Annotated in this window: 16 protein-coding genes and 1 riboswitch; of the genes, 7 read left to right on the top strand and 9 right to left on the bottom strand. The window is 35.9% G+C overall.

The features are described from left to right. The first annotated feature begins 6 nt into the window (after window positions 1–6). The 6 genes from phaP to ABH959_RS21590 all read left to right on the top strand — a co-directional run bounded on the left by phaP (window position 7) and on the right by ABH959_RS21590 (window position 4,983). On the top strand, window positions 7–531 hold the full coding sequence (phaP, locus tag ABH959_RS21615) for a polyhydroxyalkanoic acid inclusion protein PhaP (protein ID WP_002011575.1): 525 nt from the start codon (window positions 7–9) through the stop codon (window positions 529–531). A 101-nt stretch (window positions 532–632) separates the two neighbouring features. Further along, window positions 633–1,076 carry a MaoC family dehydratase gene (locus ABH959_RS21610; RefSeq protein ID WP_001067911.1) on the top strand — a complete coding sequence of 148 codons (444 nt, stop codon included), beginning with the start codon at window positions 633–635 and terminating at the stop codon, window positions 1,074–1,076. Between the two features lie 142 nt (window positions 1,077–1,218). Further along, window positions 1,219–1,404 carry an alpha/beta-type small acid-soluble spore protein gene (locus ABH959_RS21605; protein WP_000241212.1) on the top strand — a complete coding sequence of 62 codons (186 nt, stop codon included), beginning with the start codon at window positions 1,219–1,221 and terminating at the stop codon, window positions 1,402–1,404. Window positions 1,405–1,517: 113 nt separating this feature from the next. Continuing rightward, window positions 1,518–2,837 carry a TrkH family potassium uptake protein gene (locus ABH959_RS21600; protein ID WP_113936969.1) on the top strand — a complete coding sequence of 440 codons (1,320 nt, stop codon included), beginning with the start codon at window positions 1,518–1,520 and terminating at the stop codon, window positions 2,835–2,837. 38 nt (window positions 2,838–2,875) lie between these two features. Further along, a riboswitch (yybP-ykoY riboswitch) is annotated at window positions 2,876–3,050 on the top strand. A 77-nt stretch (window positions 3,051–3,127) separates the two neighbouring features. Further along, window positions 3,128–3,922, top strand: coding sequence for a TerC family protein (locus tag ABH959_RS21595; protein ID WP_113936968.1), 795 nt, complete (start codon window positions 3,128–3,130; stop codon window positions 3,920–3,922). A gap of 209 nt (window positions 3,923–4,131) precedes the next feature. Beyond that, window positions 4,132–4,983: a formate/nitrite transporter family protein gene (locus ABH959_RS21590; protein WP_002011581.1), complete on the top strand. Its 852-nt coding sequence runs from the start codon at window positions 4,132–4,134 to the stop codon at window positions 4,981–4,983. Window positions 4,984–5,010: 27 nt separating this feature from the next. On the opposite strand, the gene ABH959_RS21585 is transcribed toward ABH959_RS21590, so the two are convergent. The 9 genes from ABH959_RS21585 to ABH959_RS21545 all read right to left on the bottom strand — a co-directional run bounded on the left by ABH959_RS21585 (window position 5,011) and on the right by ABH959_RS21545 (window position 13,170). Beyond that, on the bottom strand, window positions 5,011–5,322 hold the full coding sequence (locus ABH959_RS21585; protein WP_002064363.1) for a cyclic-phosphate processing receiver domain-containing protein: 312 nt from the start codon (window positions 5,320–5,322) through the stop codon (window positions 5,011–5,013). 14 nt (window positions 5,323–5,336) lie between these two features. Next, window positions 5,337–6,059: a prepilin peptidase gene (locus ABH959_RS21580; RefSeq protein WP_242309976.1), complete on the bottom strand. Its 723-nt coding sequence runs from the start codon at window positions 6,057–6,059 to the stop codon at window positions 5,337–5,339. Window positions 6,060–6,171: 112 nt separating this feature from the next. Further along, window positions 6,172–6,882, bottom strand: coding sequence for a LutC/YkgG family protein (locus ABH959_RS21575; RefSeq protein WP_002126142.1), 711 nt, complete (start codon window positions 6,880–6,882; stop codon window positions 6,172–6,174). Further along, window positions 6,882–8,303 (bottom strand): LutB/LldF family L-lactate oxidation iron-sulfur protein, encoded by a 1,422-nt coding sequence (locus tag ABH959_RS21570; protein ID WP_002011586.1) that lies wholly within the window; start codon window positions 8,301–8,303, stop codon window positions 6,882–6,884. Before ABH959_RS21570 ends, ABH959_RS21575 begins: the two co-directional genes overlap by 1 nt. Before the next feature lie 16 nt (window positions 8,304–8,319). Continuing rightward, the gene (locus ABH959_RS21565) at window positions 8,320–9,039 is read right to left on the bottom strand and encodes a (Fe-S)-binding protein (RefSeq protein ID WP_002011587.1); all 720 of its coding nucleotides are present in this window, start codon (window positions 9,037–9,039) and stop codon (window positions 8,320–8,322) included. Between the two features lie 168 nt (window positions 9,040–9,207). Then, the gene (locus ABH959_RS21560; protein ID WP_201053587.1) at window positions 9,208–9,897 is read right to left on the bottom strand and encodes a FadR/GntR family transcriptional regulator; all 690 of its coding nucleotides are present in this window, start codon (window positions 9,895–9,897) and stop codon (window positions 9,208–9,210) included. Window positions 9,898–10,126: 229 nt separating this feature from the next. Continuing rightward, a complete protein-coding gene (locus tag ABH959_RS21555; protein WP_078421964.1) occupies window positions 10,127–11,527 on the bottom strand; it encodes a sensor histidine kinase in 1,401 nt (466 codons plus the stop codon). A gap of 3 nt (window positions 11,528–11,530) precedes the next feature. Then, a complete protein-coding gene (locus tag ABH959_RS21550; protein ID WP_002126137.1) occupies window positions 11,531–12,202 on the bottom strand; it encodes a response regulator transcription factor in 672 nt (223 codons plus the stop codon). Then, window positions 12,199–13,170, bottom strand: coding sequence for a YncE family protein (locus ABH959_RS21545; RefSeq protein WP_341307344.1), 972 nt, complete (start codon window positions 13,168–13,170; stop codon window positions 12,199–12,201). The genes ABH959_RS21550 and ABH959_RS21545 overlap by 4 nt, the downstream gene beginning before the upstream one ends. 288 nt (window positions 13,171–13,458) lie before the next feature. On the opposite strand from ABH959_RS21545, the gene ABH959_RS21540 reads away from it, so the two are divergent. Further along, complete coding sequence (locus ABH959_RS21540) at window positions 13,459–14,574, top strand: CdaR family transcriptional regulator (protein WP_404445715.1); 1,116 nt, start codon at window positions 13,459–13,461, stop codon at window positions 14,572–14,574. The last annotated feature ends 19 nt before the right edge of the window (window positions 14,575–14,593 follow it).

The following is a 14,593-nucleotide window of genomic DNA, read 5'->3' as shown; positions in this document are numbered from 1 at the left end:
CAAACAATGGAAACTAAGCCATACGAATTAGTCGATGCATTTTGGAAAAACTGGTCTCAATCTCTTTCCCTCTTCTCTTCAGCTGGGAAACAATTAGAGCAACTTACTTTAGAAACGTTAAAACAACAACAAGACGCTTTGCATAAATTAACATCAGGAGTAGATGAACTAGAAAAAGAACTACACCAATTCACTGCTCAGTTCAATAACCAATATACAGACTATGTGAAGCAATTAACTGGAAACTCCTTAAATGATCAAATTAACGAGTGGCAAGAAAAGTGGAATGAGCTTTCTAATCAAATGCACCAACTTACTGTTTCGCCTACGAAAACATCTTTGTCTATTCTTACTCAAACTAGCGGCCAATTTGAAGAAACAACAAAACACTTTATCGAACAACAACAGTCGCAACGTGAAGAGGTTCAAAAACAGTTAGAAGTTTTTTTGGGAGAGTTCAAGTCCAAACAACTAGAACTCGCAAAGCAGTTCGAGGAAAACTCAAAAAATCTATTTACTTCCATCAAATAAGAAAAATGTGGCAACTAACTGCAGCACAAACAAAACTCTTTCTTCCTCCTACTACATCAAGATGGCTTACATTTTTCGATATGGAAAAGAAGGAGGACAAAATGAATCCATTTCAAGAAGCACAAACTGTTCCGGAGCTTCGTTACGATGAGATTCAAGTCGGTGATCAAGCATCACTTACAAAAAAAATTACGGATGAGGACGTTATCAATTTTGCAAAATTGACTGGAGATGTAAATCCTATTCACATTCTAGACTCTTTTGCAAAAACGACAATGTTCAAAGAACGTATTGCCCATGGCATGCTCGTTTCAAGTTTTATTTCTACCATTCTTGGAACGAAACTTCCTGGCAAAAATACGATTTATTTATCACAAAACGTTTCATTCCGTGCTCCTGTCAAAATCGGTGATACACTTCGCGTTGTGGCAGAAGTTATTAAAAAACGGGACGATAAAAAAATTATCACATTGCAAACAAACATATATAATCAATCTGATGATATTGTCGTAGAAGGTACAGCGACAATACTGAAAAAAGAGTAGCAAATTTGCTACTCTTTTTTCTATCCAAGAACTTCTAATCACACCGTTTACTTCCGTGTATGAGTACGTCGTTTACACATAAAATAACATTACCAGATAGCACTTAGCTAAACTGGATTACTCTTTAAGGATGTGTATCAACATGGTGAAAACAAACAAATTACTAGTTCCGGGTGCAGAGCAAGCACTTGAACAATTCAAATATGAAATCGCACAAGAATTCGGTGTAAGCTTAGGATCTAATACAGCATCTCGTTCTAACGGATCAGTTGGCGGTGAAGTAACGAAACGTCTTGTTGCTTTAGCTCAACAACAATTACGCGGATAACTATATAACCTATGGCTTAGAGGCAGATATTCTCTGCCTCTTTCTTTTTTAACATACATAATAGTGCTTCTTCACATACTAGTAAGAGCAAATCGAAAGGAACGATATGTGAAATGAAACGGATTAACATTAGCATGAGCCCTCCCCGTGTTCTTACTGTATCTTTTATTATGCTATCAATTATCGGTACATGCCTATTGAAATTGCCAATTGCTACAACAACGTCTATTTCATGGCTCGATGCTTTATTTACAACGGTTTCTGCTTGTACGGTTACAGGGCTTGGTGTTGTGGACACTGGTAAAGTATTTACCTTATTTGGCCAATGTGTCATTTTAACACTTATACAAGTTGGCGGGCTTGGCATTATGAGCTTTGCTGTTTTAATTGCAATTATGCTCGGCAGAAAAATCGGCCTTCAAAACCGGATTTTATTACAACAAGCATTAAACCAAACAAATGTCGGCGGAATCATTCGTCTTGCAAAAGCGTTATTTTTATTTTCTTTTACTGTAGAATGTATCGCTACTTTACTTCTCTCTTTTGAATGGGTACCAAAATACGGGGTTGCCAAAGGTATATATTATAGCTTTTTTCATTCTATCTCAGCCTTTAACAATGCTGGGTTTTCTGTGTGGAGCGATAATTTAATGCCGCACTCCCATAGCATTCTCGTCAATCTCGTTATTTCTTCCCTCATTATTTTAGGTGGGATTGGTTTTACGGTTATCGTAGATATAAAAAGAAAGAAAAACTTTAAAAACCTTACTTTACACTCAAAGCTTATGCTCTCTTCTACTCTAATCATCAATATTATTGCTACAGCTTTTATTTTTATATTCGAGTTCCATAATTCTCTTTCTATGAGAGGATTTACACCATTTGAAGAAGGTATGGCTGCTTATTTTCAAGCAATCTCGACTCGTACAGCTGGGTTTAATACAGTGGATATTGCCGCTCTATCTAAACCATCACTTTTATTAATGATGCTTCTTATGTTTATTGGTGCTGGCAGTGCTTCTACTGGTGGTGGGATTAAATTAACAACTTTTTTAATTATGTTTTTCGGCGTATTTAAATTTTTGCAAGAACAAGATGATATTGTCGTGTTTAAAAAATCCATTAAAGATACGCTCATTGTCAAATCATTAACGATTACTATTATTTCAATTTCGTTTATTTTTCTTTCCATTTTAATTTTAAGCATCACTGAGAAGGTTCCTTTATTAATGAGTGCTTTTGAAGTATTTTCAGCATTTGGAACTGTCGGCCTTAGCATGAATTTGACACCACACTTAACAATCATCGGCAAAACAATTATTATCTTTATGATGTTTTTTGGAAAGATGGGGCCTTTAACATTAGCCTTTTCATTTGCACGTAAAAAACAAAGAAAAATAAAATATCCAAACGAAGATATTTTAACAGGTTGACAACCGTATAAATTATCCATATAATGAGAGTACAATAGCATATCTCCAAAGGGGAGTAGCGTCCAAGAACTATTTCTTGGAAACAAAGTCGTCATTACGTAGAACTTAGTTCTTCCGGCTTTGTTGGCATTTTCATTACATATGTCTAGCAAGACCTTTGCCTATCAACGGCAGAGGTCTTTTTTGTTTTCAAATTTCCTCCACCGTTGATGCGTAGGAGTATGGGGAAACTAAACAGTGGGGAACTTCTTCACTTGTTTAGACTTTATAGAAATGAGAGGAGAATTTACATGGATGTATCATTATTATTGGAGTATGGTTGGGTATTACTCATCCTAATTGCACTAGAGGGGATTTTAGCGGCTGATAACGCTCTCGTTCTCGCAATTATGGTAAAACATTTACCAGAAGAAAAACGAAAGAAAGCACTATTTTATGGATTAGCAGGAGCGTTCGTTTTCCGATTCGGATCACTATTTATGATTTCGTTCCTAGTCGATGTATGGCAAGTGCAAGCAATCGGTGCAATTTACCTTATGTTTATCGCTGGTAATCACTTATTTAAAACGTATGTTAAAAAGAATTCAGATGAAGAAACAGAAGAAAAAGAAGCAAAGAAAAAACAAGAGAACTTTTGGTGGACTGTATTTAAAGTCGAGGTTGCTGATATCGCCTTCGCAGTTGATTCAATTTTAGCTGCTGTTGCATTAGCAATGACTTTACCGAAAACAGGATTAGGTACAATCGGTAGTCTTGATACTGGACAATTCATTGTTATCTTTGTAGGTGGACTTATCGGATTAATCATTATGCGATTTGCAGCAACTGCTTTCGTACAAATTTTAAAACGTAAACCAGGACTTGAAACTGCAGCATTCTTAATTGTAGGTTGGGTTGGTGTGAAATTAGCAGTTTATACATTAGCACACCCTGCATTAAATGTAATTCCGCATTCATTCCCAACATCTACTCCGTGGAAACTTACTTTCTGGATTGTATTAGTTGGAATCGCAGTTGGCGGTTGGTTCTTCTCGAAAGAAGTAGAAGTAAAAGTAGAAAAGAATTTAGACGAAAAAGCGCTGTAATTACAGCGCTTTTTCTTTTTTCTCGTTTCAATCCCCCTCTCTATTTTTAGAAAAAATTCCATTATACTACCTTTTGTAAACGCTTCCCTTCTAGATGTATGTCCTTTTTGTGAAATATTGCACAAACTTATTGAAACTATGAACAAATCCATGTACCTTATTCATATAAGGAGTATTTATAGACGATGTATTAAAGGAGCGTATTACTCATGCTAGAACAAGGATTAGATTACGTTGTAAAACTGGCTAAGAGCAAAAAACAAATGCTAGATATAAATCCAATGCAATATTTCATTCGTGCTGCACTTGCGGGCATTTATATCGGTTTTATTATTGTACTATGTTTTAAATTAGGTAACTTTTTTCATATTGCAGATTCACCAGCAACATATTTAGCTTCCTCCATGTTTTTCGGAATTGCTCTCGTACTTATTATATATGGCGGCGCTGAATTATTTACTGGCAATACGATGTACTTCACAGTGGCAACTTTAAGAAAAGAAACAACGATTTCTGATACACTTCGCAACTGGGTTGCTTGTTATGCAGGTAACTTAGCTGGCGCTTTATTCTTTGCCTTACTATTTTACGCAACTGGAATTTTCGAAGCAATTGATCACAGTCATTTAATGAATAAAGTTGTTGAAGGAAAGATGAATACACCTACAATGCAATTATTCTTTAAAGCGATTTTATGTAACTGGCTCGTATGTCTTGCCTGCTTCTTACCTTCTCAAGTGAAAGGTGACACAGCCAAAATATTAATGATGATGATGCTCGTTTTCACTTTCTTTTTATCTGGTTATGAGCATAGCATTGCTAACTTATCACTGTTTGCTTTATCTTTAGTATCACCACATCCTGAGACAATTTCTTTTGCGGGCGCTATTCATAACTTAATTCCAGTTACAATCGGTAACATTATTGGCGGATCCGTATTTGTCGGTATGGTATATCATTACTTAACAAAGAAAGCACCTGTTGTTGAACAAGAGAAAACTCAATTAGTTGGAGCTCAAACAGAGGAAATTATTCCTTTACAAGCACATATGAAACATTAAAAACTCCAAAGTTTCACTTTGGAGTTTTTAACTCCCTACATATTTCAAGGCAATATAAGGATTAATTTCCCCGTTTTCCTTCCCTCTCTCTATGCTCTTTTTCATCTGATGCATACCGATGACATCATTTGTATGAAGGTGAATTTCATTAACATATAAACCTTCGTTGCAGAAAGCTTCTACGAAATCTAACCCACTTTTTTGTCGCCATCCCATATTATAATCGAGGGAAATAATATTCACCTCATTGTCCCTAACAATTTGCAAGGCAGATTCTACTGTAGTTGCCAAAACATATCCGTATGGGCAACTTCTTTGATCATCCATATATACATTCATTTTCTATCTCCTCTCTATTTTGCATATGTGACCAACACATAACATATTGCTCCAAGGCTAATAAAAGGTCCAAACGGAATTGGAGTTCTTATTTTTATACGCTTTAGCGCTATACCTATTCCGAAAAAACAAAGACTAAAGCAAGATGCTAAAAATAAAGTTATAAAAACCCCTTTCACTCCGACTATACATCCGAGTAACGAAAGTAATTTTACATCACCTCCGCCAAGACCATCTGGATAAATCTTTTGCATGCAATATAACAAAATGAATATAGTTCCACTGCCAGCTAAACTATCTATCCAAGTAACTAACGGTACAAAAATACATTCTAAAATAAGCAAAAGTGCAAACCAAATTAAAATACGATTAGGTATTAGCATATATACTAAATCTGTAACTGAAATAATTAGAAGTAACGAAAAAAGCGATAAAATGATGATGAGCTCTCGTTCCATTCCAATTACATATACAGTAAGAAAAAATAAACTGCCTGTAACAAATTCAAATACTATGTACAAACTTGAGATTTTCCTTTTACAATTCGTACAACGCCCTTTTTGTATACAAAATGAAATGATTGGAATAAGTTCTTTCGGCTGTAACGTATACTTGCAGTAATGACAGTACGAACGCGGTGTAATAATAGATTCCCCTACTGGGACTCTCATCGCAATCACCATAAAAAAAGAACCAAACACCATACCTATTAACAATGCATATAAATAAGTGAACATCCCTTCCTCTCCTTTCCAAAAGAACATAACAAAAAAAGGAGAGAACTTCTACTTCATATTATCTTTATTCTATTAAAAAAGCAGGCCGTTTTCCGGCCTGCTTTCCCCTATTTTATACGATGAAATATACTGCTTTTAATGGCCCGTGTACTCCGACAACAAGATTCATTTCAATATCCGCAGAGTTACTTGGTCCTGTAATAAAGTTAATGCAAGATGCGACTGCTTCACCTTTTTCCACACGTGAGTTCATATGTTGAACTGCTTGTGTAATACGCGGTACAAGTGTTTCACGTGGAATAATTGCAAAGTATACAGTCGGTAAAAAGTGTAAAGAACGCCCTTGTCCTTTATGACTTTGTACAACAATCGTACCAGATTCAGCTAAAGTATAATCACTAAATGCAATACCGATATTCGCTTTTTCCGCTATACGCATATTCTCTTCTTTTTTCTCAGGATCCCATACATTTACCTCAACATTTTGCTTTGGAAGCTCTTCTTTAAATAAAGAAGTCAATCCATAGGAATCAAAACGTTCATCTGCTGATAATATAATAGGTCCTCCGCCGTTTTCAACGATTACTTTTTGAATATCTTCACGTAAGCGGTCGTTTGTCGTTTCCACAACAGTTGTATGAATGTTTGTACATTGCTTTTTAAATACTTCTAACAATTCTTCTTGTGAATAATCTTTTAACGTTTCTACATTCACATTACTTTTCCATGCCGGACGTTCTACGCCTTCTGTTTTACGCGCGCGCCCAAGTTCTTTTGCGATATTATCTAGAAAGGACTCACGGTTTTGAATTAATCCTGTCATTATTTGTCCCCGCCTTTCTTATGATCTTTATACCAATCACGGAATCGTTCTTTACTTGGAGCTGGGAATTCACGAATATCCGTCCAGTTTTTAAGTGGTCCAACACCTTTTGATACACGGTTACCAGATGTAAATGGACTCATTGCTGCCGGTGCCATTTTCGATCCCATTTTATACAAAGCTGCTGAAGAAGCACCCATACTAAACATTTTCATTGCTAATTTTTCTGCAAGTGGGGCACGACCTTCTTGCTCAACGATGACTTGACGATGTTTTAATAATAAATCATGTAATGGAATTTTTACTGGACAAGCTTCTGTACATGCTCCGCATAAACTAGATGCATAAGGAAGCTCTTTGTAATCGTCATACCCACCTAAAAGTGGTGTTAATACCGCACCGATTGGTCCTGAATAAATAGATCCATACGAATGTCCACCAACGTGACGATATACGGGACATACGTTAACACAAGCGGCACAACGAATACATTGCAATATTGAACGGAATTCCGATCCAAGAATTTGAGAGCGGCCATTATCAACAACGACTAAATGAAACTCTTCTGGTCCATCTACCTCTTCCTCTTGAATTGGTCCTGCTACTGTTACATAACTTGTTAATTTTTGACCTACCGCACTACGACATAGTAAACCAACTAAAACATCTAATTCTTCCATTGTCGGAACCATACGTTCCATACCCATTACTGCAATTTGTGTTTTCGGAATCGACATGACAAGATCGGCATTACCTTCGTTCGTCACTAAACAAAGAGAGCCAGTATTTGCAACAGCGAAGTTACAACCTGTCACACCAATTTCTGCATCCATAAATTTCTCACGAAGTTGTTTACGAACAAACTTTGTCATTTCGTATGGATCATCAGAATTTTCATATCCAAGTTTTTCTTTAAATACATCACGAATTTGCGTTCTGTTTTTATGAAGTGCAGGCGCAATAATATGTGATGGTGGATCGTTATCTACTTGCAAGATATACTCCCCTAAGTCACTCTCTAACACTTCACAACCAATCTCTTCAAGAGCATGATTCATACTAATTTCTTCAGTTACCATTGATTTTGATTTTACAACTTTCTTCGCTTGTTTCTTTTTTGCAACGTCTTGAATATACTTTGCTGCATCCTCTTTCGTTTTCGCAAAGTAAACGTGACCGCCTCTTTTTGATACATTTTCACTTAACTGCATTAAATAATAATCAAGATTTTCTAACGTATGTTGACGAATTTGTTCACCTAGTTCACGCCACTCTTCCCAGTTTCCCAACTCGTCAGCTGCTTTTAATCGATTTGTATATAAACGCGTTTGTGCAGAAGATACCGCTCCGCGCATAAACGAATCTTGAATTCCATCGCCAACGCGATCATTAAATTTTTTCTCACTGATTTTCATAGACATAGCTTATGTTCCCCCTTCATGAGCGACTATTCAAGACCTCAGCAATATGCATTACTTTTACTTCTTTTCCTAAACGCTCAATACGTCCGCCAATGTTTAACAAACACCCACAATCTGCACCGATTAAATAATCAGCACCTGTTTCCATTACACTATCTACTTTTTCATCTACCATTTGCTCAGAAATTGGAGTCATCTTAACTGAAAACGTTCCCCCAAACCCACAACAATTTTGCACGTTCGGCAGTTCTCTCACAATTAATCCTTTTACGCTTGATAATAAAATTCCTGGTGCCTCTTTTACTCCAAGCAGGCGTGTCATATGACAAGATTTATGAATAGTAGCTATCCCTGGTAAACTTGCACCAACATCTGTAACTTTTAAAACATCTACAATAAATTGTGTAAATTCATATGTTTTATCAGCAACCTTTTGTGCACGTTTAGCCCACTTCGGATCATCTTTAAAAACATGCGGATACTCATGAAACATTGTCGCACAAGATCCAGATGGCGTAACGATATATTCTGCATCTTCGAAAGTTTCAATCATATGTTTCATCGCTTCTTTTGCTGCTTCTACATGGCCGCTATTATAAGCAGGCTGACCACAACAAACTTGTGCTTCTGGAAATTCAATTTCACAACCTAAACGCTCCAATACTTCAACTGTTGCTTTACCGACGTTTGTTTCAAACATATCGACTAAACAAGTAACAAATAAAGTAACTTTCATAACTATAATTCCCCCTCATTACAACTCCGCCAAAAATCATATGGTCATCAGATGACTAAGATTAGAAGAAGTAGGCTCAACCATAGCCTATCCTCTCCCTCTTCTAAAGAAAACGCTTACTTAATCTCTCTCTATTTTATCAGAAAATTAGATTTTTAAAAGATTAAATTACGAATTTATATCGCTTTTACCTGTGACAATATGTTCTACATTTGTTAAATGATCTAGCATCGCTTGCTGCGCTAATTCCACATCTTGCTTTAACACCGCATCATATATAGATTGATGCTCTTCTAAAAGTCGTTCTGATGTTGTTTGTTCACCATATAAAATAATGCGTCTTGATTCACCAATCGTTTCAGCAATCATCTCTGAAACATGATTCATGAGCTCAAGCAAGATGTTATTGTGCGAAGATTCTGCAATCCCCATATGAAAATGAAAGTCTGCTTTTTCGCCAGCCTTCTCATCTCCAATGCTCTTTGCCATTTCATCTAACCACTGCTTCATATTTTGCAAATTAGCTTCCGTACGTTTTGCCGCTGCCGCTCGAACTGCCCCCACTTCGAGCACCTTCCGTACTTCTAATAAATTCAAAATATCCTCTTTCTTCATTAATAACTTGTTATTTAGTGATTTTGTTAATGAAGAAGGATCGAAATTCCTTACATATGTACCTTCTCCTTGTTTCATTTCAATTAAGCCCATTGCTCTTAGCGCACTTAGCGCTTCACGAACAGCAGATCTGCCAACTTGAAACTGCTCAGCTAATTGATGAACAGGAAGTAGTTTGTCACCAGGTTTTAACGTACCATTTTTAATCATTGTTAAAATAGCTTCAGATACTTCTTCGTAAATTTTTTTCGGTTTAATAGATTTGTACTCCAGTTAAATCACCTCAGTATCTTCCAAACAACAATTGTAACGTTTTATAAGAACTTAGCATCCATAACTATTTTAGAACGAATTAGTAAGAAGCACAAATGTTTTGTTCATAAAATAGTCAAATTTTTGATATTTGTTTGATATTAATTAATACATTTACGCGTAACTATTTACCTTCAATATGAAGAGTATATTCCAAAAGTTAGAATATGCTCTCCTCATCTTGTGCTTTTAATTTAATACTAACTGTCGTGCCCTTACCTTTTTCACTTTCTATTCTCCACTCACCGTCATGTATATGAACAATTTGCCTTACAATTGCAAGACCTAAACCTGTTCCACCGTGTTGACGACTTCTCGCTTTATCTACTCGGTAAAAGCGTTCCCCCAGATTTTCTAAATGCTCTCTATCAATACCTATTCCTGTATCTTTTATGTGCAATTCACAATAATCATCGATTTGCTTTAATGTTATTATGATATCCCCGTTTTGATTTGTATAACGTATCGCATTATCTAATACATTATGAAGTACTTGTTGCATACGATCCTCATCAATCATTACGATAATTTCAGGATTTAAATTCGTTGAAATACGAAGGGTTTTTTCTACAAACTGTAACTCGTACGTATTTAGTACATCTTCAATAAGCTGTGAAAAAACGATAGGTTGTTTCTTTAGGGGAAAGTGTTCACCTTCTAGCTGCGCTAGATCTAATAAATCATGAACGAGGCGCTGCATGCGACCTGCTTCTTTATGAATAAGTTGCGTTACTTTTTCCTGCTGCGGCCCCTTCGCTACACCGTCTAAAATAGCTTCACTATATCCTTTAATATAACTAAGCGGTGTTCTAAGTTCATGCGAAACATTAGCTAAAAATTCCTTACGCTTTACATCTTCTGTTTCTAAGGAATTTGCCATTTTATTAAAGGCTTTTCCCAATCGTCCAATTTCATCTTCTGAAGAAATTGTAATCCGCTCTGAGAAATCTCCAGTAGCCAAATGATTTGCAACTCGTTCCATTTGCGAAAGCGGTCTCGTAATGGCGATAATAATTTTTCTACCAATCCATATTGTAATTAAAATCATTGCAAGTGCTAACGGCGCTAAAATAAGACCCATATCAAATATTAAGTCTTTTATACTTTTTAAAGGAATATAAGAGTATACAATACCAACTAATTTTTTATTATCTAAAACAGGGATGACAACACCCATAATATTACGATCAAAATGTTCTTCATACCCTATCTTTGTCACAGTTTTCCCATCTAATAGTGCCTGTCTATCCCCTTCACTTATAAGAGAATGATGGTGAACATCAAAAGGCAAACATGCGCTTAAATCACGCGGATTGTATACGAAAAGGACATCTGAACTAGATATTTGATCATATGCCCTTACTTTCTCTTCAAAAGTGGATACTCCTTCACGTTTATCATATTGCGTGGCAAGACGTTTCCCTTCCATTACTAATGAATCTTTTAAATTATCAACGTATAACTTTTCATATGAGTATAAAGATACAAAATAAAGAAAGGAAACTGTTACACATACTGCACATACTACTGTAAGCCAAAGCTTTTGTACCATCGTAAACATACGTTACACCTCAAATTTATAACCTACACCCCAAACGGTTTGAATGTAGTTTCCACTTTCTCCTAGCTTTAGACGCATCGTTTTCACATGCGTATCTACCGTTCTTGTACTTCCTGCATAATCATATCCCCACACCTTTTCAAGCAATTGTTCCCGGCTAAATACTTGTCCATTATGTTGGCAAAGAAAATATAGTAAATCGAACTCTTTTACCGTAAGAGGAATCGTCTCACCATTCGTCTCGACCCTCCTACTTTTTTCATTAATAAGAATCGGTCCAAATTGAATCTCTTCTTGCTGTTCTTGCTTTGTATATCGTCTTAAAACAGCTTCCATACGAGCAATTAGTTCCCCGGGACTAAATGGCTTTACAATATAATCATCTGCTCCCATACGTAAGCCGTTCACCCTATTCCACTCTTCACCTTTTGCTGTTAAAAATATAATAGGTACATCCGACGTTTTTCGAATCTCTTTACAAACTGAAAGCCCATCCATCTCAGGCATCATAATATCTAGTACAACGAAATCGTAATGATCCGTCTCTAATTTTCGAAGTGCCTCTTTTCCATTTTCAGCTTCTCCCCACTCGTATCCGAAGTTATCTAAGTACATTCCGACAAGTTGCCTCATATCACTTTCATCATCTACGACTAGCACGTTATATTTACTCATTGTCCTTCCCCTTCTCTCTCTATGAGTTGAAACGGTCCTTTTCCGACTTTAATTGTTTGTTTTATTTTCATATTCTTCATATCCATTACGCATACTTCATCGCTATCATAACTAGCTACATATCCTTCTGCCCCGCTTTTCAAAAATGCAAATGGATTAGATCCTACTTCTGCAAACCCTACCTCTTGATACGTACTTGCATCAAACTTTCTAAGCGTATTTGAACCGTGACTTAGCGCATATACATACTTATCATCCTTTGTTATATTCACAGGCATAAACGGAGCATGTAAAGAACGCATCATCTCTCCGCTTTGTAAAGAATACACTAATACTTTCTCATTCACTTGACTTCCATCACCATGTCCACCAATCCATATTTCTTTCCCATCAGCGCTAACCGTTGCTCCTGTTGATGCTGGTGGAATCATAAAGGACTGTATCACTTCTTTTTTCTTTGTATCAATGGTCGTTAGTTTCGTATCATAAAAGTTGAGTACTGATAACTGGTTATGATGCTCTACCATCGTTATCGGCCCTTTTCCTGTTGAAACACTTCCTGTCTCTTTTCCTTTTATCGTAAAGAACCTTACCTTTTGTTCATTTTGATCGGCAGCAAATAATTGTTTTCCATCATCTGATGCGATAACATTAGCAATTCCTTTTCCAGTCTTATATTTGTCCACTTGTCTTCCTTCTGCTAGTGAATATACATACATATATTCTAATTGCTTACCATAAACAAGTATTTCTTCGCCATTTGGAAGTAGCGTAACCCCCGCAATCGGCTCATTTAATTCCCATGTTGTTAATAGCTTCTTTGTTTTTTTATCAATAAAACTAATACTACCTTCCTTTATATTCGTTGTTATAATAACACTTTTATCTTTAGCAATCGGTGTATACGAACTTCCTTGACACCCTACTAATAGAAATAAAAAACAGAGAAGAAAAACATACTTTCTCAAAAGATTCCCTCCATCTTCAGATGATTTCGTTATAATTGTAAAATAACAAATAAATGTGTGGAAAATGTGAAATCTTCCTTTATTAATAAAGTGAAACTTTAATCAGTGGGGGTTTTCTTCATCCCCCACTGATTATTAGTTGAACCAATCGGGCTTTTATGGGCAGTTGATCCCCCATCTAACTTCTTTGCTTTCGCTGAATTTTGAGGTGGGGGTCTTACTGCCCATTAATGCGGGATAAACTTACATATATAATGTACAACAAATAGAATTTGAGGTGTGTAAATTATGCTTTTTCCTGATTTAGCGAATAAAATTGTACGTGAAGTACGCAGATTAATTACTGAAAACATTATTATTATTAATATACAAGGCATTATTATCGCAAGTACAGATGCGGAAAGAATCGGTCAATTTCATGAAGGTGCACTCCGCTGTGCGAAACAAAAGAAAACTGTCATTATTACAAAAGATGATGAACGACGACTGCAAGGTGTAAAAGCTGGTATGAATCTTCCTTTACTATTCCATGACGAAGTAATCGGCGTGATTGGAATTACAGGAGAACCTGAAAATATTTCACAATACGGAGAAATATTACGTAAGATGACCGAATTATTAATTCATGAAAACTACTTTTTAGAACAACTAGAACTTGAGCACCGTTCTTATGAAGCATTTGTCTTTGATTGGCTTCAAAATACAGACTGGTCTCCAAGTTTTCTCGATCGTGCAAAAACGCTTGGCATTGATTTATATAAGAAGAAACAACTTATTTTATTATCAATCGCCCAAGATAATACGATGCTCCAGCGTAAAATTTGGCAACATATGCGCAACATTTTAGCAAAAGAAAATTTATTTGTTCGCTGGGGAAATGATCGGTTTATTTTGTTTACAACAATCCAATCCAAAGAGCAAACCTTTCAATTTTTAAAACGGTTAAAGCAAGACTGTGAAACTTTATTTTCTATTACTTTATATATCGGGATTGGACAAACAGTTACGCCAAGCAATATGAACTTATCGTACGAACAAGCATTACGCGCCCTTTCAGTATCACTTGAAACGAAAAAAATTGTATTTAATGAAGATTTACGTTTAGAAATGTGCTTACAAGATATTTCTACTGAAACTCGAGAACAGTTTCTAGAGCGTACCATTGAAAACTTAGTATCATCTCCTGAGCTTATGCACACTTTACGTTTATTTATCGATTATAACCAATCTTATAAGCAGACAGCTGAGCAATTACATATACACATTAACACATTGCATTACAGGCTAAAAAAGATTGAAGAGCATACAGGACTTGACCCGAAACAATTCAAAGATTTAAATGTTTTATACTTCGCACTCCTCTTATTAGATAATCATACAAAAAATAATGATAAAATAGATTAATCTTTAGATGATTGTACAT

Origin of the sequence: Bacillus sp. RC51 (genome assembly GCF_044908115.1) — a bacterium.
GTDB lineage: Bacteria > Bacillota > Bacilli > Bacillales > Bacillaceae_G > Bacillus_A > Bacillus_A mycoides.
The sequence above is the reverse complement of the archived record's forward strand: the minus strand, read 5'-3'. Positions and strand labels throughout refer to the sequence as shown.

What these genes read in the sequence shown, in the direction of transcription:
- ABH959_RS21575 (WP_002126142.1), bottom strand. Translation starts at nt 6,882, where the DNA reads ATGACAGGATTAATTCAAAACCGTGAGTCCTTTCTAGATAATATCGCA.
- ABH959_RS21580 (WP_242309976.1), bottom strand. Translation starts at nt 6,059, where the DNA reads ATGTTCACTTATTTATATGCATTGTTAATAGGTATGGTGTTTGGTTCT.
- ABH959_RS21570 (WP_002011586.1), bottom strand. Translation starts at nt 8,303, where the DNA reads ATGTCTATGAAAATCAGTGAGAAAAAATTTAATGATCGCGTTGGCGAT.
- ABH959_RS21605 (WP_000241212.1), top strand. Translation starts at nt 1,219, where the DNA reads ATGGTGAAAACAAACAAATTACTAGTTCCGGGTGCAGAGCAAGCACTT.
- ABH959_RS21610 (WP_001067911.1), top strand. Translation starts at nt 633, where the DNA reads ATGAATCCATTTCAAGAAGCACAAACTGTTCCGGAGCTTCGTTACGAT.
- ABH959_RS21600 (WP_113936969.1), top strand. Translation starts at nt 1,518, where the DNA reads ATGAAACGGATTAACATTAGCATGAGCCCTCCCCGTGTTCTTACTGTA.
- phaP (WP_002011575.1), top strand. Translation starts at nt 7, where the DNA reads ATGGAAACTAAGCCATACGAATTAGTCGATGCATTTTGGAAAAACTGG.
- ABH959_RS21555 (WP_078421964.1), bottom strand. Translation starts at nt 11,527, where the DNA reads ATGTTTACGATGGTACAAAAGCTTTGGCTTACAGTAGTATGTGCAGTA.
- ABH959_RS21540 (WP_404445715.1), top strand. Translation starts at nt 13,459, where the DNA reads ATGCTTTTTCCTGATTTAGCGAATAAAATTGTACGTGAAGTACGCAGA.
- ABH959_RS21595 (WP_113936968.1), top strand. Translation starts at nt 3,128, where the DNA reads ATGGATGTATCATTATTATTGGAGTATGGTTGGGTATTACTCATCCTA.
- ABH959_RS21565 (WP_002011587.1), bottom strand. Translation starts at nt 9,039, where the DNA reads ATGAAAGTTACTTTATTTGTTACTTGTTTAGTCGATATGTTTGAAACA.
- ABH959_RS21590 (WP_002011581.1), top strand. Translation starts at nt 4,132, where the DNA reads ATGCTAGAACAAGGATTAGATTACGTTGTAAAACTGGCTAAGAGCAAA.
- ABH959_RS21585 (WP_002064363.1), bottom strand. Translation starts at nt 5,322, where the DNA reads ATGAATGTATATATGGATGATCAAAGAAGTTGCCCATACGGATATGTT.
- ABH959_RS21550 (WP_002126137.1), bottom strand. Translation starts at nt 12,202, where the DNA reads ATGAGTAAATATAACGTGCTAGTCGTAGATGATGAAAGTGATATGAGG.